This window comes from Pseudomonas sp. CNPSo 3701 (assembly GCF_028674975.1).
In the GTDB taxonomy this organism is placed as follows: Bacteria; Pseudomonadota; Gammaproteobacteria; order Pseudomonadales; family Pseudomonadaceae; genus Aquipseudomonas; species Aquipseudomonas straminea.
The window spans coordinates 362,475-381,467 of record NZ_JAQZSI010000003.1; the positions used below are offsets into that span (position 1 = coordinate 362,475).

General features: G+C 59.9%; 14 protein-coding genes and 1 tRNA gene. 10 read left to right on the top strand and 5 right to left on the bottom strand.

The genetic code is table 11. From position 1 onward, the window contains the following. The first annotated feature begins 25 nt into the window (after positions 1 to 25). From pheT to PVA39_RS10930, 4 genes are all read left to right on the top strand, one after another. Positions 26 to 2,401, top strand: coding sequence for a phenylalanine--tRNA ligase subunit beta (pheT, locus tag PVA39_RS10915; RefSeq protein ID WP_274124077.1), 2,376 nt, complete (start codon positions 26 to 28; stop codon positions 2,399 to 2,401). Positions 2,402 to 2,404: 3 nt separating this feature from the next. Then, positions 2,405 to 2,707 carry an integration host factor subunit alpha gene (ihfA, locus tag PVA39_RS10920; RefSeq protein WP_013791841.1) on the top strand — a complete coding sequence of 101 codons (303 nt, stop codon included), beginning with the start codon at positions 2,405 to 2,407 and terminating at the stop codon, positions 2,705 to 2,707. Further along, positions 2,688 to 3,044 (top strand): MerR family transcriptional regulator, encoded by a 357-nt coding sequence (locus PVA39_RS10925; RefSeq protein WP_013791840.1) that lies wholly within the window; start codon positions 2,688 to 2,690, stop codon positions 3,042 to 3,044. Before ihfA ends, PVA39_RS10925 begins: the two co-directional genes overlap by 20 nt. A gap of 88 nt (positions 3,045 to 3,132) precedes the next feature. Beyond that, a tRNA-Pro gene (locus PVA39_RS10930) sits at positions 3,133 to 3,209 on the top strand. 188 nt (positions 3,210 to 3,397) lie between these two features. Here the strand turns inward: PVA39_RS10930 and PVA39_RS10935 are convergent. Then, complete coding sequence (locus PVA39_RS10935; protein ID WP_274124078.1) at positions 3,398 to 4,549, bottom strand: AAA family ATPase; 1,152 nt, start codon at positions 4,547 to 4,549, stop codon at positions 3,398 to 3,400. A 14-nt stretch (positions 4,550 to 4,563) separates the two neighbouring features. Continuing rightward, complete coding sequence (locus PVA39_RS10940) at positions 4,564 to 5,424, bottom strand: RNA ligase family protein (protein ID WP_274124079.1); 861 nt, start codon at positions 5,422 to 5,424, stop codon at positions 4,564 to 4,566. Positions 5,425 to 5,977: 553 nt separating this feature from the next. On the opposite strand from PVA39_RS10940, the gene PVA39_RS10945 reads away from it, so the two are divergent. From PVA39_RS10945 to PVA39_RS10960, 4 genes are read left to right on the top strand one after another with little or no spacing between them, the layout of a single operon-like run. Continuing rightward, the gene (locus tag PVA39_RS10945; protein ID WP_274124080.1) at positions 5,978 to 7,954 is read left to right on the top strand and encodes a type I restriction-modification system subunit M; all 1,977 of its coding nucleotides are present in this window, start codon (positions 5,978 to 5,980) and stop codon (positions 7,952 to 7,954) included. Then, the gene (locus tag PVA39_RS10950) at positions 7,951 to 9,297 is read left to right on the top strand and encodes a restriction endonuclease subunit S (protein WP_274124081.1); all 1,347 of its coding nucleotides are present in this window, start codon (positions 7,951 to 7,953) and stop codon (positions 9,295 to 9,297) included. Before PVA39_RS10945 ends, PVA39_RS10950 begins: the two co-directional genes overlap by 4 nt. After that, on the top strand, positions 9,297 to 12,494 hold the full coding sequence (locus PVA39_RS10955; protein WP_274124082.1) for a type I restriction endonuclease subunit R: 3,198 nt from the start codon (positions 9,297 to 9,299) through the stop codon (positions 12,492 to 12,494). Before PVA39_RS10950 ends, PVA39_RS10955 begins: the two co-directional genes overlap by 1 nt. A gap of 25 nt (positions 12,495 to 12,519) precedes the next feature. After that, entirely contained in the window at positions 12,520 to 13,431 is a 912-nt protein-coding gene (locus tag PVA39_RS10960; RefSeq protein ID WP_274124083.1) for a restriction endonuclease, read from the top strand. 411 nt (positions 13,432 to 13,842) lie between these two features. Here PVA39_RS10960 and PVA39_RS10965 read toward each other — a convergent pair whose 3' ends face one another. The 3 genes from PVA39_RS10965 to treR all read right to left on the bottom strand — a co-directional run bounded on the left by PVA39_RS10965 (position 13,843) and on the right by treR (position 15,551). After that, positions 13,843 to 14,112: a LasR-specific antiactivator QslA gene (locus tag PVA39_RS10965; protein WP_274124084.1), complete on the bottom strand. Its 270-nt coding sequence runs from the start codon at positions 14,110 to 14,112 to the stop codon at positions 13,843 to 13,845. Beyond that, positions 14,105 to 14,380, bottom strand: a complete 276-nt coding sequence (locus PVA39_RS10970) for a hypothetical protein (RefSeq protein ID WP_274124085.1) — start codon at positions 14,378 to 14,380, stop codon at positions 14,105 to 14,107. The genes PVA39_RS10965 and PVA39_RS10970 overlap by 8 nt, the downstream gene beginning before the upstream one ends. 466 nt (positions 14,381 to 14,846) lie before the next feature. After that, positions 14,847 to 15,551 carry a trehalose operon repressor gene (gene treR, locus PVA39_RS10975; RefSeq protein ID WP_274124086.1) on the bottom strand — a complete coding sequence of 235 codons (705 nt, stop codon included), beginning with the start codon at positions 15,549 to 15,551 and terminating at the stop codon, positions 14,847 to 14,849. Between the two features lie 238 nt (positions 15,552 to 15,789). Here treR and treP point away from each other — a divergent pair, with 238 nt between their 5' ends. Further along, the gene (gene treP, locus PVA39_RS10980; protein WP_274124087.1) at positions 15,790 to 17,232 is read left to right on the top strand and encodes a PTS system trehalose-specific EIIBC component; all 1,443 of its coding nucleotides are present in this window, start codon (positions 15,790 to 15,792) and stop codon (positions 17,230 to 17,232) included. Positions 17,233 to 17,303: 71 nt separating this feature from the next. Next, positions 17,304 to 18,959 carry an alpha,alpha-phosphotrehalase gene (gene treC / locus PVA39_RS10985; protein WP_274124088.1) on the top strand — a complete coding sequence of 552 codons (1,656 nt, stop codon included), beginning with the start codon at positions 17,304 to 17,306 and terminating at the stop codon, positions 18,957 to 18,959. The last annotated feature ends 34 nt before the right edge of the window (positions 18,960 to 18,993 follow it).

An 18,993-nucleotide genomic window follows, 5' to 3' on the forward strand; every position in this document is an offset into this window, starting at 1 on the left:
GAATTCGATCAGGAGAACAGACAACATGAAATTCAGTGAACAGTGGCTGCGCAGCTGGGTGAGCCCCCAGGCTAGCCGTGACGAACTGGTCGCGCGCCTGTCCATGGCCGGCCTGGAAGTCGACAGCGTCAGCCCGGTGGCCGGTGCCTTCAGCGGCGTGATCGTCGGTGAGGTGCTGAGCACCGAGCAGCATCCCGATGCCGACAAACTGCGCGTGTGCCAGGTCAGCAACGGCAGCGAAACCTTCCAGGTGGTGTGCGGCGCGCCCAACGTGCGCCCCGGCCTGAAGATTCCGTTCGCCACCATCGGTGCCGAGCTGCCCGGCGACTTCAAGATCAAGAAGGCCAAGCTGCGCGGCGTCGAGTCCAACGGCATGCTCTGCTCGGCCTCCGAGCTGCAGATCAGCGAGGACAACGACGGCCTGCTGGAACTGCCGGCCGATGCGCCGGTAGGCCAGGACATCCGCGAGTACTTCGAACTCAACGACGTCAGCATCGAAGTCGACCTGACTCCCAACCGCGGTGACTGCCTGTCCCTGGCGGGTCTCGCCCGTGAAGTCGGTGCCCTGTACGACGCACCCGTCACCCGCCCGCAAATCGCTGCGGTCGCCCCGGCCCACGATGAAGTGCGCCCGGTCGAAGTGCTTGCCCCGCAGGCTTGCCCGCGTTACCTGGGCCGCGTGGTGCGCAACGTCGACCTGTCCAGGCCGACCCCGCGCTGGATGGTCGAGCGCCTGCGCCGCGCCGACGTGCGCAGCATCGATGCCGCCGTTGACGTCACCAACTACGTGATGCTCGAACTCGGCCAGCCGATGCACGCCTTCGACCTGGACGTGATCCAGGGCGGCATTCGCGTGCGCATGGCTGAAGAGGGCGAGAAACTGGTGCTGCTCGACGGCCAGGAAGTCACCCTGCGTGCCGACACCCTGGTAATCGCCGACCACCAGCGCGCCTTGGCCATCGCCGGCGTGATGGGCGGCGAGCACAGTGGCGTCAGCGCCACCACCCGTGATCTGTTCCTGGAAAGCGCCTTTTTCGACACCATCGCCGTGGCTGGCAAGGCCCGTTCCTACGGCCTGCACACCGATTCTTCGCACCGCTTCGAGCGCGGCGTGGATTCGCAACTGGCCCGCGAAGCCATGGAGCGCGCCACCGCGCTGCTGCTGGAGATCGTTGGCGGCGAAGCCGGCCCGATCATCGAAGCGGTCGACCCGGCGCAACTGCCAAGCGTCGCGCCGATCAGCCTGCGCGCCGATCGCGTCGAGCAGATGCTCGGCCTCAGGCTCGACGACGAGCTGATCGTCAAACTGCTGGGTGCCCTGGGCCTGAGCGTCGAAGGTGGGGCAGGGCAGTGGCAGGTCAAGGTGCCGAGCCACCGCTTCGACATCAGCCTGGAAGTCGACCTGATCGAAGAGCTGGCCCGCCTGTACGGCTACAACCGCCTGCCGGTGCGTTACCCGCAAGCGCGCCTGGCGCCGCAGACCAAGGCCGAAGCCGTGGCTGACCTGCCGGTGCTGCGCCGCCTGCTGGTGGCCCGTGGTTACCAGGAAGCGATCACTTACAGCTTCATCGATCCCAAGCTGTTCGAGCTGTTCAGCCCGGGCGTCAAGCCGCTGACCCTGGCCAACCCGATCTCCGCCGACATGGCCGCCATGCGCGCCTCGCTGTGGCCGGGCCTGGTCAAGGCGGTGGAGCACAACCTCAACCGCCAGCAGTCGCGCGTGCGCCTGTTCGAAAGCGGCCTGCGCTTCGTCGGCCAGCTGGACGAGCTCAAGCAGGAGCCGATGCTCGCTGGCGTGATCACTGGCAGCCGCCTGCCGGAAAGCTGGGCCCATGGCCGTGACAGCGTCGACTTCTTCGACGCCAAGGCCGACGTCGAAGCCCTGCTGGCCGCCGCTGGCGACGCCGCCAGCTTCGCCTTCGTGCCGGGCGAGCACAGTGCCCTGCACCCGGGCCAGACCGCACGCATCGAGCGCGAAGGGCGGCTGGTCGGTTACCTGGGTGCCATCCACCCGGAGCTGGCCAAGACCCTCGGCCTGGATCAGTCGCTGTTCCTGTTCGAGCTGCTGCTGAGCGAAATCACCGCAGGCCGCATGCCGGCGTTCAAGGAACTGTCGCGCTTCCCCGAAGTGCGTCGCGACCTGGCGCTGCTGGTCGACCGTGACGTGCCGGCCCAGAACCTGCTGGCCGACATTCGCGAGCAGGCCGGCGAGTGGCTCACCGACCTCAGGTTGTTTGATGTTTATCAGGGTAAAGGTATTGATCCGCTTAGAAAAAGCCTGGCGGTCGGCTTGACCTGGCAGCATCCATCGCGCACTCTAAATGACGATGAGGTGAGCACCGCCACGCAAAACATCCTCACCTCCCTGGAACAAAGGTTCAACGCCACGTTAAGGAACTAGCGTATGGGGGCACTGACGAAAGCTGAGATGGCCGAACGTCTGTACGATGAGCTGGGCCTGAACAAACGAGAAGCCAAGGAACTGGTGGAGCTCTTCTTCGAAGAAATCCGCCAGGCACTGGAACTCAATGAGCAGGTGAAGCTCTCAGGCTTCGGTAACTTCGATCTGCGCGATAAGCGTCAGCGCCCCGGTCGTAATCCAAAAACAGGGGAGGAGATCCCGATCACGGCCCGCCGTGTCGTGACCTTCCGCCCCGGCCAGAAGCTCAAAGCCAGGGTTGAAGCCTATGCTGGAACCAAGTCATAACGACGAACTGCCTGTCATACCCGGCAAGCGGTACTTCACCATCGGCGAGGTCAGTGAGCTTTGTGCGGTCAAACCGCACGTGCTTCGTTATTGGGAGCAGGAGTTTCCACAGCTCAACCCGGTCAAGCGCCGCGGCAACCGTCGGTATTACCAGCGCCAGGATGTGCTGATGATCCGCCAGATCCGCGCTTTGCTGTACGACCAGGGCTTCACCATCGGTGGCGCACGCCTGCGCCTGACCGGAGAAGAAGCCAAGGACGACACCACCCAGTACAAGCAACTCATCAAACAGATGATCGCCGAGCTGGAGGATGTACTCCACGTCCTGCGCAAATGAATTCGTAGAAAAACCTTCCACAATTCAGATGCTTAGTTTATAGTCTCTCCCGCTTTCGGCTAACGCCAAAGGCACCAGCAACACCCGTCGGGGCGTAGCGCAGCCCGGTAGCGCACTTGCATGGGGTGCAAGGGGTCGAGTGTTCGAATCACTCCGTCCCGACCAAATAATCCCAACATAAAAGCTCGATCAGAAATGGTCGGGCTTTTTTGTTTTTGTGCCATTAACCCTGTGTCATAAAAGCCCACTTGCGCGAATGACCTCGTGTCAACAACAGCAGTGAGGCGGGTTTAGCCGCATCATGTTGGTCGATTTGTGCCACTTCGAGCGTTTGCACCCAAGTGAGCGTCCAGTTACCGCGCGGCCGATTCGCTGAGGTAGTGAATCTGATGCGCCTCGCTTGGCAGCGGCACCTCCCACTTGAACAGCATGCGACGGATATCCTCGTTACGCAGGCTGGTGTCGCGCCGGCTGTTACGCCGGTAGATCTCCTTCTCGGGCATCTCCAGATACTGGATCTGCACCCTGGCCTGGTAGGCGTATAGCAGGTCGAGGGTCTTCTTGCGCATCTGCGCCGACAGGTGCGTGGAGTTCCACACGAAGGGCTGTTTCTCGCGCAGCAGCGACTTGGCCCGGTCGATGGCGAAGTGCGCAGCGGCGCCTTCGTTCTCGCCATGGCGCAGGCCCAGGGCCTCGCGTGCGTCGTCGAAGGAGATCACCGGCAGGTCAGGGTGATGTTTGGCCACCCAGGTGTTCTTGCCACTGGCCGGCATGCCGGACAGCATGATGACCCGCGAGCCTTCCGGCTCGTGCAGCGGATAGTCGGGATGCACCCGGGCACCCCGGAAGTACTGGATACGGGTGTAGTCATCGACGAACGCCCGTGGCCCATACAGGCAGCCTTCCTCGTCGGCCAGCTCGCGAAACAGCTCGATCTCGTCGAGCACGGCCTGCTTGCCCACGTAGGTGCGCCCCTGCATGTCCGCTTCCGCGACTGCGCAAAGCATCCATACCGGCAGCTCCCACGACAGCTTGTGCAGGATGAACTCCGGGCTCTGCCCGCTGCGGTTGCCCGACAGCGCGAAGAACGGCAACTGGTGCACCGAGATGATCCGGCAGACCTGCTCGCGCAACTCGAAGGGCATGCCTGCCCGCCATAGAAGCAGCCGTGCATCCACGGCGCCGCGTCGCGAGTGGCCTGGCTGGCCGATGCGCCCGGTTTCGGTATCGATCACCGTGGTGTCCGGCTTCGAGATGTCGTGCAGCAGCGCGGCCAGGAACAGCACCAGGCGCTGTTCCTCGGTGGCCTGCTGGTAACGCGGTTGCGCGAGCAAGGCCTCGACCACCATGCAGGTGTGAATCCACACGTCGCCCTCGGCGTGGTAGTACGGATCCTGGGGCGTGCTGGCCAAACGTTGCAGGGCCGGAATCGCCTCCAGGCACGCCTGCGCATCGAAGCGCCGGCCCGGCTCTGGAACCAGGCCTTGCAGTTGTTGAATGTCCATTTTGTTGTTCTCCTTCAATAACCAGGCCGCTGGCCATTCCAATCCATCGACAGGCGAGGGGCGTAGAGGTCTACCCCGTCGGCCAGCAGGTTGGGAATGAACGGCTGGTTCGCATGATGCTGGTCAGCATCGAGGATCGCCTGGACAAAGTCCTGGCGAACCCACTTGAGGCGTCCGTTGGTTTGTTTGTCGTCTTCGAGCTTCAGGTACAGGCCTTCCATCACCGTCGACTTGTCGCACTGCCGCCAGGCCCGTTCCAGGTCCAGGCCTTCGCGCTGCACCGTGGCTTCGAAGGCGCTGCGCCATGCCGATGACTTGGCCTGCGAATCGCCGAGCAGCTCGAGCAGATCCTTGAGCCGCGCTGGCGCCAGCCCTTCATGAAGCACCGGCACCGACAGCACCGGGCCGTCGCGCAGCAGCTTGCGCCGGGCGGCGGTCGAGAGGAACAGGCCATGGGCCCGATCCCATACGTCGAACTCGCAGAAGAAGTGCGGCAGGCGGTCGTAGAACACCGAATGCTTCTTGTGCATCCACTCGCCGAACAGCACGTAGCGGTCTTCAAGGCGGCTCAGCAACCAGTCCTCGTGGGCCACGGCCCACTGCTTGAACAGGTTGAACTGGCGCTCCCGACCGCCACCGGTCAGGTAATGGCCACGCGATTGCAGCAGCAGTTCACCGGCCGCGGAGAAACTGATGCCGGCATTGGCGCCGTCCAGTTTCTCCTCGACGACCAGCCACTGCCCGCTCAGCGAGGCATAACGAACCTGATCGCTATCGGTATCGCCCGGCTGCAGGCGAGAGCTCTCAAGGTGTGGCGTGCGTGGGTATTTGTGTAGCTCGAGATTTTGCGCATAGGCGCGGAAATCCATGTTCATGGGTTTTCTCCATTGCAATTGGGAAAACCGACGACAAGGGTTCAGGCGGGCAAAATGTGGGAAGCGGCCACGCAAGTGCGCAGGCAGCCATCAGGCACGATGGACCGTCGTCGGTATCAGGCTTGTTGGCTGGAGCAGGGCACTTCGTTCACCACTTGAGAGAGGGGGGGGAGTGGAAATAAGGGGGCGCATTCAACATCCAAAAAATCTGGAAGTCAACACTGCTAAGGCGCGTTTAGCGCTTAGGCCCAAAGCAGCCGACCCATTCACTTAGCGCGATTCGCACCACGCCGACGCTGTAAGGCGAGGTGCACCTTATGACCCGCTTAAGGCTTTTGAGGCCCATCTTTGCGCGGTATGAGTCTAGAGGCTTTGCGGGAAAACGCTGAAAAAACGTTAGATTGAGCGGGGAATTAGACGCAATGTAAATCCTATATTTTACTTTTAAATCAATAAGTTAAATTGTTTTACAGAGCCATGGTGTCGTGGGCGAGCATTCAGCTAGCTCAACGAGTTAAACTCCCGGCTTTTTAGTCTCCCCCGGAGTTGTTGCGTGAACACGGAAAATCATTCCCAGACGGCCGCGTTTCTTTGGTCCATTGCCGATCTGCTGCGCGGTGACTTCAAGCAATCGCAGTACGGCCGCATCATCCTGCCGTTTACCCTGTTGCGCCGTATGGAGTGCGTTCTGGCGCCGACCAAAGATGAGGTTATCAAGCAGACCTTTGCCCAAGAAGGGCGCTCCGACACCGTGCGGGAGATGATTTTGCTGCGCGCTGCCGGTCAGCAGTTTTTCAACGCTTCGCCGCTTACTCTTGGCACGCTGTCCGATACGCAAACTGCCGCCGACCTGATGAGCTACGTGCAGGCGTTCAGTAAGGATGCTCGCGAGATCTTCGAGCACTTCCACTTTGAGGATTTCGTTCAGCAGCTAGAAACCGCCAACCTGCTGTACCAGGTGGTGCAGCGCTTCGCTGCCACGGATCTGAGCCCGGAGCGCATCAGCAACTTCGGCATGGGCATCATTTTCGAAGAGCTGATCCGCAAGTTCGCCGAAAGCTCCAACGAGACCGCCGGGGAGCACTTCACTCCGCGCGACATCGTGCACCTGACCACCTCGCTGGTTATCACCGGGCAGGACGGCAAGCTCGCGCCCAGCAGCATCGTCACTATCTATGACCCAACCGCCGGTACCGGCGGCTTCCTCTCCGAGGGTGACGAATACATCCAGTCGATCAGCGAGAAAGTCACCGTGTCTCTGCACGGCCAGGAACTCAACCCCGAGTCCTACGCCATCTGCAAAGCCGACATGCTGATCAAGGGCCAGGACGTGGCCAGCATCAAGCTCGGCAACACCCTGTCCAACGACCAGCTGGCCGACAAGCGCTTCGACTTTATGCTCAGCAACCCGCCGTTTGGCGTGGAATGGAAGAAGGTGCAGAAGCAGATTACCGATGAGCACAGCCATAGGGGCTTCGACGGCCGCTTCGGCCCCGGCCTGCCACGCGTGTCCGACGGCTCGCTGCTGTTCCTCCTGCACTTGGTCAGCAAGATGCGTGACCCGCGCGACGGTGGCTCGCGCATCGGCATCATCCTCAACGGCTCGCCGCTTTTTACTGGCGGCGCCGGTTCAGGTGAGTCGGAGATTCGCCGCTATCTGCTGCAGAACGACTTGGTCGAAGCCATCGTCGCGTTGCCCACCGACATGTTCTATAACACCGGCATCGCCACCTATGTGTGGATTCTCTCCAACCACAAATCCAGTGCGCGCCAGGGCAAGGTGCAGTTGATCGACGGCAGTCTGCACTACGCCAAGATGCGCAAGTCGCTGGGCAGCAAGCGCCAGTACATCACCGAAGATCAAATCAGCGAACTGGTGCGCCTGTATGGCAGCTTCGAGCAAACCGCGCAGAGCAAAATCTTCCCCATCGATGACTTCGGCTACCGGCGCATCACCGTTGAGCGTCCGCTGCGCCTGAACTTCCAGACCAGCGCCGCGCGCATCGATAAGGTGCTGGAAGAAAAAGCCCTGCAGAAACTCGATTGCGCCGCCCAGCAGCAACTGGTGGCCGCCCTGCAAGCGATGGACGCCAGCGTGCTGCACCGCAACCGCGAGCAGTTCAGCAAGCTGCTGAAAAAAGCCCTCAGCGCGCATAGCGTCAGCCTCAGTACGCCGGAGCTAAAGGCTCTGCTCAATGCCCTGAGCGAGCGCGATCCCGAGGCGGATATCTGCACCACCAAGGGCCAGCCGGAAGCCGACGCCGGCTTGCGCGATAACGAGAACGTGCCGCTGGGCGAGTCGGTGTACGACTACTTCCAGCGCGAAGTGATTCCGCATGTGCCCGATGCCTGGATCGATGAAAGCAAGACCGATGCGCAGGATGGCGAAGTCGGCATTGTCGGTTTCGAAATTCCCTTTAACCGCCATTTCTATGTGTTCCAGCCGCCGCGTCCGCTGGCCGAGATCGATAGAGATCTGAAAGCCTGCACCGACCGTATCAAGCAGATGATTGAGGGGCTGTCGGCATGAGTTTTCCTGCTTATCCAGTTTACAAAAACTCCGGGGTTGATTGGTTGGGTGAAATTCCTGAAGGGTGGAGCATTAAGCCTCTTTGGGCTTTATTTCGTCGGCATAAGCTTACGGGCTTTCCTGATGAGCAATTGCTATCTGTTTATCGCGACTATGGAGTTATTCCAAAAGCATCGCGCGATGACAATTTCAACAAGCCCTCAGACGATTTGGGTGCGTATCAACTTGTTCAAATTGGTGATTTGGCGATCAATAAAATGAAGGCATGGCAAGGTTCCGTAGGAATATCTAGCCACAAAGGAATCGTCAGCCCGGCCTACCATGTTTATGCGCCTAGCCACTCAGAAGCATCTCAATATCTACATCACCTTTTTCGGTGTAATGAGTACATAGCTGGTTATCTAGCGAACTCGAAGGGTATCCGCGTAAACCAGTGGGACTTGGAGCCACAGCAGCACTCACGCATGTCTGTATTGCTGCCCTCATTTCAAGAGCAAACCCAAATCGCCCGTTTCCTCGACCACGAAACCGCCCGCATCGACGCGCTGATCGAAGAGCAGCAGCGCCTGATCGAACTGCTCAAGGAAAAGCGCCAGGCCGTGATCTCCCACGCCGTCACCAAAGGCCTCGACCCCGCGGTGCCGATGAAAGACTCCGGCGTGGAGTGGCTAGGCGAGGTGCCCGCGCATTGGAGTTCTATTCAGGTAGGTAGGGTTTGCCGAAAGGTTTCTGATGGGCCGCATTTCTCGCCTGATTATGTTGATGAAGGGGTGATGTTTCTTTCGGCAAGAAATATCGCTGTGGATGGCTGGCACCTTGACGATGCAAAGTTTGTATCGGAAGAGGATTACCTAGAGTTCTGCCGCCGAATCGTTCCAGAAAAGGGGGATGTTCTTTACACAAAAGGCGGCACTACAGGTATTGCCCGAGTTGTTGATCTGGATGACAGGTTTCAGGTTTGGGTGCATGTCGCGGTTCTTAAACTTGATCGTGAGCTGGTTGATCCCTATTACATGGCTTTTGCGCTCAATAGCACCGGTTGCTATGAGCAGTCTCAGCTGCATACTCGCGGCGCTACAAATCAGGACCTTGGCTTGACCCGAATGATTAAAATTTGGTTCGCGCTTCCTCCAAGAGAAGAGCAGATCCGAATTTGTGAGTTTTTGACCCAGGCATTAAGCAAAATCGACGATTTGATTGCCGAGGCATCTACGGTTACGAGTTTACTTAGTGAACGCCGCTCCGCCCTAATCTCCGCCGCCGTCACCGGCAAAATCGACGTACGTAGCTGGCAGCCTCCGGCCAGCGCATTCTCCCCCGAATTAGCACAAGAGGCCGTGTAATGGCGGACAGCAAGGAAGCTCAATTCCAGCAGGACATTATCGACGCCCTGGCCGCCCAGGGCTGGCTGGTCGGCACCGCCAGCGGCTACGACCGGCGCACGGCGCTGTATACCGAAGATGTGCTGGGCTACTTCAAGGAAGCCTGGCCGGAGCGTTGGAACAAGTTCGCCAAAGCCAATCCAAACAACCCAGATGACGTGCTGGTGCAGAAACTGGTGCGCGAGCTAGAACAGAGCGGCACCCTGGATGTGCTGCGCCATGGCTTCAAACTGCCGGCGGTGAAGATTGAGCTGTGCAGGTTTAAGCCCGACCACGGCATGAATCCGGACACCCTCAAACACTACCAGTGCAACCGCTTGCGCGTGGTGCCGGAGGTTTCCTACTCGCCCCATGCGCGCGAAGCCGGCAGCAGTGTGCAGAGCTACAACCCACGGCTGGATCTGGTGCTCTTCGTCAACGGCATCCCCACCGCCACGCTGGAGCTGAAAAGCGAGTTCAAGCAGTCGGTGGAGAACGCCAAGCGCCAGTATCGTCACGACCGCCCGATAAAAGACCCGCTGACCCGCAAGCCCGAGCCGCTGCTGACCTTCAAGCGTGGCGCGCTGGTGCACTTTGCCGTGGGCCAGAACGAGGTGGCGATGACCACCAAGCTGGCGGGTAAGGATACCTTCTTCCTGCCGTTCAACCTTGGCAGCGCGGAAGGCGGCGCGGGCAACCCGCCGCCACCCGACGACAGCCAGTACGCCACCGGCTACTTGTGGCATCAATTGTTCAGGCCGGATGCCTGGCTCAAGGTGCTCGGACGCTTCCTGCATCTGGACAAGAAAACCACTGAGGGCTTCGACGGCACACTGACAACTAGGGAAACGATGATCTTCCCGCGCTACCACCAGTGGGATGTGGTGAACAGACTGATCCAGACCACCCACGTCGAAGGGCCGGGCAAGCGTTACCTGATCCAGCACAGTGCCGGTTCCGGCAAGTCCAACTCGATAGCCTGGACAGCTCACCAGCTCGCCTCGATGTACAGCGGTGACGGCCAGCGGCTGTTCAGCTCGGTGATAGTGGTCACCGACCGCACTGTGCTCGATAGTCAGTTGCAGAACACCATCTATCAGTTCGAGCACGCCCAGGGCGTGGTCCGCCCGATCACTCGCGACGTGGGCAACCAGAGCAAGTCGGAGCAATTGGCCGAGGCGCTGGCCGAACAGACGCGCATTATCATCGTCACCATCCAGACGTTCCCGGCGCTGTTCGACGCGCTGGAGAAATACCCCAAGCTCGCTTCGGGGCGCTATGCGGTGATTGCCGATGAAGCGCATTCCTCGCAGGCCGGCTCCTCTGCCAGCAAGCTGAAGCAGATTCTTAGCAACGATGCGGTCGAGGCTGAGGAAGTCAGTGCAGAAGACCTGTTGGGCGCGGCCGTGCAGGCGCGTCAGCCGAACGAGCGCATCAGCTATTACGCCTTCACCGCCACGCCCAAGGCCAAGACCCTTGAGCTATTCGGCCGCGTGCCCGATCCAACGCTGCCGCCAAGCGCCAGTAACAAGCCGGAAGCGTTCCACCTTTACTCCATGCGCCAGGCCATCGAGGAGGGCTTTATCCTCGATGTGCTGCGTAACTACACCACCTACAGCACCGCCTGGAAGATCGCCCACCCGGATGGCGAAGACGAAGAGGTGGATTCGAAAAAGGCGCGCATGAAACTGGCGCGCTGGGTGCGCCTGCATCCGTACAACATCGACAAGAAAGTCGAAATCATCGTCGAGCACTTCCGCGCCAACATTCTTCATGTGCTCAACGGTCAGGCCAAGGCGATGGTGGTGACCAGTAGCCGCCAGGAAGCCGTGCGTTATCAGTTGGCCGTCAAGGCCTACGTGCAGCATATGGGCTACGGTGATGTGCATCCGTTGGTAGCGTTCTCTGGCAGTGTGTTGGCAGACGAAGTGATTCCTGAGGAAGTGACGGAGAGCAGCAGCTTGCTCAACGCCGGTCTGAATGGCCGTGACTTGGCGGACGCCTTCGACACCCAAGATTTCAACGTGATGATTGCGGCCAACAAGTATCAAACTGGCTTCGATCAGCCCAAGCTGTGCGCCATGTACGTGGACAAGAAACTGCAAGGCGTGGACTGTGTGCAAACCTTGTCGCGGCTGAACCGTACTTTCCCAGCGAAGCAGACGTTTATCCTCGACTTCTTCAACACGCCGCAGGACATTCTCGACGCCTTTTTGCCGTATTACACCAAGGCTGAGCTGAGTGATGTCACCGACCCGCAGATCATCTACGACTTGCAGAAGAAGCTGGATGCGGAAGGGATCTATCACTGGCAGGAAGTCGAGGCGTTCGCTCTAGCGTTCTTCGATCCGAAGGCGTCGGCTAGTAAACTCAGTTATTACTGCACGCCCGCGAAGGAGCGCTTTGCCAAGCGCTATGCCTTCTCCATGGAGTCGCGCAAACAAGCGCTGGACTTCAAACGCACTGCTGAAGCCAACGGCGACAGCGCCGGCTTGAAAAAGGCCGAGCACGCGTTGAAAGAAGCAGGCGAGCAGATCGACCAGCTCGATCTGTTCCGCAAGAACCTGCAGAGCTTTGTGCGCCTGTACGAGTTCCTCTCGCAGATCGTGCCTTATGAGGATCGCGAACTGGAGCAGCTCTGTGTATATGCCAAGCACCTGCACCCGCTTCTACGTGTGGATCGCCTGCAGCAGGACGACGTGGACGTGGGCGAGCTGCAACTGAGTCACTACCGCCTGAGCAAGCGCGCCGAGCACCAGTTGCGCCTCAGCGAAGGAGAGGGCGAATACACCCTCAAACCCAGCAGTGACGTTGGCAGCGGTAAACCTCACGACCCAGAGAAGAAGCGTCTATCTGAGATCATCAATGCGCTCAATGACATCTTCGGCGCAGAAGTAAGCGATGAAGACCAACTGCAGTTCCTCACTGGCATTGCCCAGCGCATCAGTCGGCAAGACGACGTAATGGCCCAAGTGAACAACCACTCGGTTGATCAAGTGATGCACGGCCTGTTCCCCAAGCGCGTTTTGGATACTGTCCTCGACGCCATGACAGACCACGAGAAGCTGTCGCTGGAAGTGCTTGATAACGAGACGAAGAGCCGAGCGTTTGCACTGGTGATTTTGAAGATGCTGAAGACGGCGGCTGGCGTTGATGAGGGCGGCTTGCACGGAGCCTAGGCACAAATAGCGTTAGGGAGTAACGATGGCGATTCCAGATTTTCAAAGCGTGATGCGGCCGGTGCTGGCCACTGTACAGAACGGCGTGCCGATGCCGCTCAACGAGGTGCGCGAGCGAGTGGCCGAGCAGTTTCAACTGACTGAGGACGAGCGCAAGGATCGGCTGCCGTCGGGTCATCAGACGGTGATAAATAACCGTGTGGGCTGGGCTCGTACTTATCTGAACAAAGCAGGGCTGCTGTGCATCCCGACCAAGGGGATGGTTCAGATTACCCCGCGCGGCCTTGACGCTCTGACAAGCGGGCCGGAGCGCATCACTGTTCGCTGGTTGAAGCAGTTCCCCGAGTTCGCGGACTTCCATACCGCCAAACCGCAAGCGCCTGATACGCCGGTCTTGCTTGATGTTGAAATCGCCGAAACCACGCCTGACGAACAGTTGGCGGAGGCGCATCAAGCGCTGGTGCAGTCCCTTGCAGAGGAGCTGCTCGTGCAAGTTCGGACTGCTACCCCCAGGTTCTTTGAACAGGTGGTGGTCGATCTGATGATAGCCATGGGCTACGGCGGCTCGCGTAAGGAGGCCGGCAAGGCGACTCAGGCGACCAACGATGACGGTATCGACGGGATTATCAAAGAAGACAAGCTTGGCCTCGACGTGATCTATTTGCAGGCCAAGCGCTGGGCCAATACGGTGCATCGTCCAGAGATCGATAAGTTTATCGGCGCTCTGACCCGCCAGCGTGCGCGCAAAGGTGTGTTTATCACCACCTCGGAGTTTTCCGATGGTGCTCGCACTGCAGCGCTAGGCCTGGATATTAAAGTGGTGCTGATCGACGGTGTTGAATTGGCCCGACTGATGGTTGAGAACAATTTGGGCGTGAGCGTTAAGCAGGTGTACGAGGTGAAGCAGCTCGACAGTGATTACTTCGCTGAAGACTGACGGAAGCGGTCATCAAGCAGGTATGAGCAAAAATTTTTAATGATCAGATGCCTCTTTATCGCCCTGGCAGCGGCATTTTTTCTGTATTTTGCATTCGGACTCCGCGCAATCGGGCAGGGCTGCCGCGGATTTAGTGCGGACTGTTACATTCCGGCAGCCCAGTTTTCGAAAGATATGCAGGCGCTGACGGTAATGATGCTTCTGGGCATCGCGGTGTTTCTGTTCGCCTATTTACTTTTCTACCTGTTCTCTAGGGCTTTGAGACGGGACTTCAAAAAATAACCTTGCTCTGCCGCATGCAACTGCGGTTGTAGAAACAGGACAGATTTTCTGTCCTGTTTCTAAGTGCCCTTTCCCAAATGTGGTTGTTGACGGCAACCGTTGATTTCCCCATTTCCAGTGGGCACAGCGTTAAGTTACTCGGCTAGACGCTCCCCCCAGCCTTTGCTGAATCCTACTGATAAACGCCACCTCAAACGCCCTCCGATCCGTCTCATCCGGCAGTGCGTCCCACTCGAAAATCAGTGCAGCCCATAACCAATGGCTGCGCTTGCCGTTTAGCCAGCGTTCTGCGGCGCGAATGCCGTTGTGAAAAGCCGGCCGACAATCCTTTGTCCAGGCGACCTGTAGGCCGGGGTAGCCGTCGTTGGCGGGCAGGGTGGTGGTAACGCCTCTAGTCATGGCGGTTTCCTCCCCGGTTTTCACAGCTTGCTCGGCGGTAGAGCACCGTCAGTTCGTTGAGCAGTTCCTGGGCGGCGAAGCAGGCCATTCGCACCCGTAGCGAGTCGGGGCGGTCTCGTTCCTCACGCAGAAGGTCTTCGAGCAGTTCGTTCAACAGCACGGCGCGCAGGTCGGCATCGGCCAGTGCGCTTCGGGTCTGGAAGTTGGCGCCCGTAATCGGGCTTGGGCGTCTGGGGAAGTTGAGTACACGGCCGAGTAGGTTAGCCATGGGGCACCTCCGGGGTGGAGGTCTGTGGGCCGTTGGGGCGAGCAGGGTGGTGCCCTGGCGTAAAAGCTGGATAGCGCATTTTCCTTATGCTCCTCGGACAGCTGAAGAGCCACCAATGCCGTTTCGACTCGGTTATTGGTGGCGAACCGTACGGGGGTCGAAATACCGGCGTCCGAGGGAACCGGCCAGGCGTGAGCCTGCCCCGCACGGCCCGCCATAGAAATGCAGTAGCCCGGTGGCGAACCACCAGCTATTGGCTATGACGTTGCTGCGTCCTCAGACAAAACGGGTTTCGACTCCCGGTCGCGGGATTGACCACGACCCGCGCACTCTAGCCCGCAGGTTTTCAGATGGCAACCTTGCTGGTTGGCTCAGCTGTTACAGCTTCTTAGACAGGCGTCGACTCGCTCAGAGAGAGCAGGGTGGTGTATTTGCCCATGCTGGTATTTCCCAGAACCACTACCCCCTACCTCCGCGCCACATCCGAGAAGTAAAACTTGTCGAGGGTATGCCGGGACTGGGTGTACTCGAACTGCTTGCCGTCCTGCAGAAAGGTCTGGTTGCTGACCACGATCACGTGGCTCTGGTCGTCCAGATCCAGATGCTTGAGGTCGTCCGCGCCGCGAGGCACGGCTTCGATGGTGCGTTGCGAGTAGCTGATCTGCAGCTGCAGGGTCTTTTCGATGAACTCGTAAATCGAATGCTCGGCGATGCTGCGATCAAGGCCGGGGATCAGGTCGGCGACGAAGTGGTTGATATCCAAAATCACCCGCCGGCCATCGATACGCCTGACCCGCTTGATGCGGGTGATCAACGTGCCCTGTTCGGCCTGGATGTGCTCGCAGAGGCTGCCTTCCAGCGGCAGCTGGCTGAGCTCGACCACCTCGGTGCGCACGTTGCCGCCCAGTCGGGGGTAGGTCTCCTGAAAGCTGACGATGCCGCCGAGCTGGAATTCGATGGGCGCGCGCGACAGCACGAAGGTGCCCTTGCCGTGGATCTTCTGCGCAAAACCCCGTTCCTGCAGTTGCTCGATGGCCTTGCGCACGGTGCCGCGGCTGGTCTGGTAGCGCTCCATCAGCTCGGTCTCGGAGGGCAGGCGGGCACCGCGCTCGAGATGTTCGCTGGTAATGCTGGCAAGCAGATCGCTGTAGATCTGGCTGTATTTGCTCATGTGCAGGGCTCAATGCCGGATGTGGTCAAACGAGGAACCTTAGGGAGCGCATGGCGCTTTGTCTATCGGTGAGCATCTGGCCGCTGTTCAGTGTGGCTGCTGAAACCGCGATATTGGCAAACATAGCCAAACTGGTCTATACGAGTTGTTGATCTAACTCGTATGTACGAGTATGGTCTTATCAGATTGCTACCTATGCCGCTCTCCAAAAATAAAATCCTCGAAGGACAAAAAGCGCATGAGTCACGATTATTCAACCATTGCCCGCGACGTGCTGCAGAGCCTCGGCGGCGTCGATAATGTCGAGCAGGCCGCCCATTGCGTGACGCGCCTGCGCCTGTCCCTCAAGGACCCCAAGAAGGTCGACGTGGGGACCTTGAACCAGATCGATCTGGTCAAGGGCTCGTTCTTCACCGGCGGCCTCTACCAGGTGGTGATCGGGCCTGGCGATGTGGAAAAGGTCTATGCCGCGCTGCGCGAGCAGACCGGCCTGGCGGCCATGACCATCGCCGATCTCAAGCAGCAGAGCGCCGCCAAGATCAACGGCATGCAGCGCCTGGTGCGCATTCTCTCCGACGTGTTCATGCCCATCCTGCCGGCGCTGATCATTGCCGGCCTGCTGATGGGCGTGAACAACCTGATCGGCGCCAAGGGGATGTTCATCGAGGGGGTTACCCTGCTCGAGGCCTACCCGTCGCTGGACGGCGTGTGGAGCCTGATCAACCTGATGGCCAACACCTCGTTCGTGTTCCTGCCGGCACTGGTTGGCTGGTCGGCGGCGAAGCGCTTCGGGGGCAGTGAAATCCTCGGCATCGTGCTCGGCCTGATGCTGGTGCATCCCGACCTGCTCAATGCCTGGAACTACGGCAAGGTGGTCGCCGGCCTGGGCGATCAGGGTATGCCGTATTTCGATATCTTCGGCTGGTTCAAGATCGAGAAGGTCGGTTACCAGGGGCAGATCCTGCCGATCCTGCTGGCGGCCTATGTGATGAGCGTGATCGAGAAATGGCTGCGCGCCCGAGTGCCCAATGCCATCCAGCTGCTGGTGGTGCCGATCACCACCATCGTCATCACCGGCGTATTGGCACTGGCCCTGATCGGCCCGGTAACCCGCCACCTGGGCATCCTCATCACCGAGGGCGTGGTGATGCTGTTCGATTTCGCGCCGCTGATCGGCGGGGCGATCTTCGGCATGCTGTTCGCGCCGCTGGTGATCACCGGCATGCACCACATGTTCCTGGGCGTGGACCTGCAATTGATCTCCACCCATGGCGGCACCTTCATCTGGCCGATGATCGTGATGTCCAACCTGGCCCAGGGCAGCGCCGCGCTCGGGGTGTTCTACATGACCCGCAACGTGCGAGACAAGAGCATGGCGTCCACCTCGGCCATCTCCGCCTATTTCGGCATCACCGAGCCGGCGATGTTCGGCATCAACCTGCGCTACAAGTATCCGTTCTACGCCGCTCTGGTGGGCTCTGCCATGGGCTGCATCTTCCTGTCGCTGAACAAGGTGCAGTCTTCGGCCATCGGCGTCGGCGGCCTGCCCGGGTTCATTTCCATCATGCCGCAGTACATCCCGGTGTTCATCGTGGGCATGGTTATCGCCATCGCGGTGCCGTTCCTGCTCACCTGCGCCCTCAGCGTGAAGATCGTCCGGCCGGGCTACCGGGTCGCCTGAGCCACCGCTTGGCGAGCGGCAGCACCATGGCGTGCCGCTCGTTGTTCTAAAACAGATGAAGGAATAGCGCCATGCAAGACTGGCAGCATTCGGTGATTTACCAGATCTACCCGAAGAGCTTTTACAGCCAAGCCGGCAACCCCACCGGCGACCTGCTCGGCGTGGTGGCCAAGCTCGACTACCTGCAATGGCTGGGTGTCGACTACCTGTGGCTCACGCCGTTCCTGCGCTCGCCACAACGGGACAACGGTTACGACATCAGCGACTACTACGCCATCGACCCCAGCTACGGCACCATGGCCGACTGCGAGCTGCTGATCGCCGAGGCCGGCAAGCGCGGCATCAAGTTGATGCTCGATATCGTGGTCAACCATACCTCCATCGAGCACGCGTGGTTTCAGCAGGCGCGCAGCAGCCTCGACAGTCCGTACCGCGACTTCTACATCTGGCGCGACCAGCCGAACAACTGGGAGTCGAAATTCGGCGGCTCGGCCTGGGAATACGAGGCGCAGACCGGGCAGTACTACCTGCACCTGTTCGACCACACCCAGGCCGACCTCAACTGGGACAACCCCAAGGTGCGCCAGGAAGTCTTCAAGATGATGCGCTTCTGGCGCGACAAGGGCGTGGGCGGCTTCCGCCTGGACGTGATCAACCTGATTTCCAAGCCGGCCGACTTTCCCGAGGACGCCAGCGACGGGCGCCGCTTCTATACCGACGGCCCGAACGTGCATGAGTACCTGCAGGAGATGCACCGCGAGGTGTTCGAGGGCCATGATCTGATCAACGTCGGCGAGATGTCGTCCACCTCGCTCGAACACTGCATCCGCTATTCGCGCCCGGACTCGAAAGAGTTGTCGATGACCTTCAATTTCCACCACCTGAAGGTGGACTATCCCAACCAGCAGAAGTGGTTGCAGGCCGATTTCGACTTCCTGGCGCTCAAGCGCATCCTCTCCGACTGGCAGACCGGCATGCAGGCCGGCGGCGGCTGGAACGCCCTGTTCTGGTGTAACCATGACCAGCCGCGGGTGGTGTCACGCTTTGGCGATGACGGCGAATACCGCGTGGTTTCCGCCAAGATGCTCGCCACCGCGCTGCATTTCCTGCAGGGCACGCCCTTCATCTATCAGGGCGAGGAGCTGGGCATGACCAACCCAGGCTTCGACAGCATCGAGCAATACCGCGATGTCGAGAGCCTGAATATCTACCGCCTCAAACGCAACGCTGGCGAGCCCGCCGCGTCGATCATGGCCACCATCATGCAGAAGTCCCGCGACAACGGGCGCACGCCGATGCAGTGGAATAGCGAGGCGAACGCCGGGTTCAGCACCGCCGAACCCTGGATCGGCGTGCCTGGCAATGCCAAGCAGATAAACGTCGCCAACCAGTTCGACGATCCCACGTCGGTGCTGCACTACTACCGCCAGCTGGTTGGCTTGCGCCGTCAGGAGCCGCTGATCCAGCAGGGCGTCTATCGCCAGCTGCTGCCGGAGCATGAGCAGGTGTGGATCTACCTGCGCGAAAGTGAAGGCGCCCATGAACGGCTGTTGGTGGTGAACAACTTCTATGGCACCTCGTGCGAAGTCGAGCTGCCTAAGCGGGTGATCGATACCGCCAGCCGTCAGCGGGTGGTGATCAGCAATTACCCGGACTGCGAACCACGGGGGCGTCAGCTGTATCTCAGGCCTTATGAGTCCTTCGTTCTGCACCTTGCAGACAGCTGATCGAGGGCGGTGCCGCGCATGCCCGAGTCGCCGC

What these genes read in the sequence shown, in the direction of transcription:
- pheT (WP_274124077.1), top strand. Translation starts at nt 26, where the DNA reads ATGAAATTCAGTGAACAGTGGCTGCGCAGCTGGGTGAGCCCCCAGGCT.
- ihfA (WP_013791841.1), top strand. Translation starts at nt 2,405, where the DNA reads ATGGGGGCACTGACGAAAGCTGAGATGGCCGAACGTCTGTACGATGAG.
- PVA39_RS10925 (WP_013791840.1), top strand. Translation starts at nt 2,688, where the DNA reads ATGCTGGAACCAAGTCATAACGACGAACTGCCTGTCATACCCGGCAAG.
- PVA39_RS10935 (WP_274124078.1), bottom strand. Translation starts at nt 4,549, where the DNA reads ATGGACATTCAACAACTGCAAGGCCTGGTTCCAGAGCCGGGCCGGCGC.
- PVA39_RS10940 (WP_274124079.1), bottom strand. Translation starts at nt 5,424, where the DNA reads ATGAACATGGATTTCCGCGCCTATGCGCAAAATCTCGAGCTACACAAA.
- PVA39_RS10950 (WP_274124081.1), top strand. Translation starts at nt 7,951, where the DNA reads ATGAGTTTTCCTGCTTATCCAGTTTACAAAAACTCCGGGGTTGATTGG.
- PVA39_RS10955 (WP_274124082.1), top strand. Translation starts at nt 9,297, where the DNA reads ATGGCGGACAGCAAGGAAGCTCAATTCCAGCAGGACATTATCGACGCC.
- PVA39_RS10960 (WP_274124083.1), top strand. Translation starts at nt 12,520, where the DNA reads ATGGCGATTCCAGATTTTCAAAGCGTGATGCGGCCGGTGCTGGCCACT.
- PVA39_RS10965 (WP_274124084.1), bottom strand. Translation starts at nt 14,112, where the DNA reads ATGACTAGAGGCGTTACCACCACCCTGCCCGCCAACGACGGCTACCCC.
- PVA39_RS10970 (WP_274124085.1), bottom strand. Translation starts at nt 14,380, where the DNA reads ATGGCTAACCTACTCGGCCGTGTACTCAACTTCCCCAGACGCCCAAGC.
- treR (WP_274124086.1), bottom strand. Translation starts at nt 15,551, where the DNA reads ATGAGCAAATACAGCCAGATCTACAGCGATCTGCTTGCCAGCATTACC.
- treP (WP_274124087.1), top strand. Translation starts at nt 15,790, where the DNA reads ATGAGTCACGATTATTCAACCATTGCCCGCGACGTGCTGCAGAGCCTC.
- treC (WP_274124088.1), top strand. Translation starts at nt 17,304, where the DNA reads ATGCAAGACTGGCAGCATTCGGTGATTTACCAGATCTACCCGAAGAGC.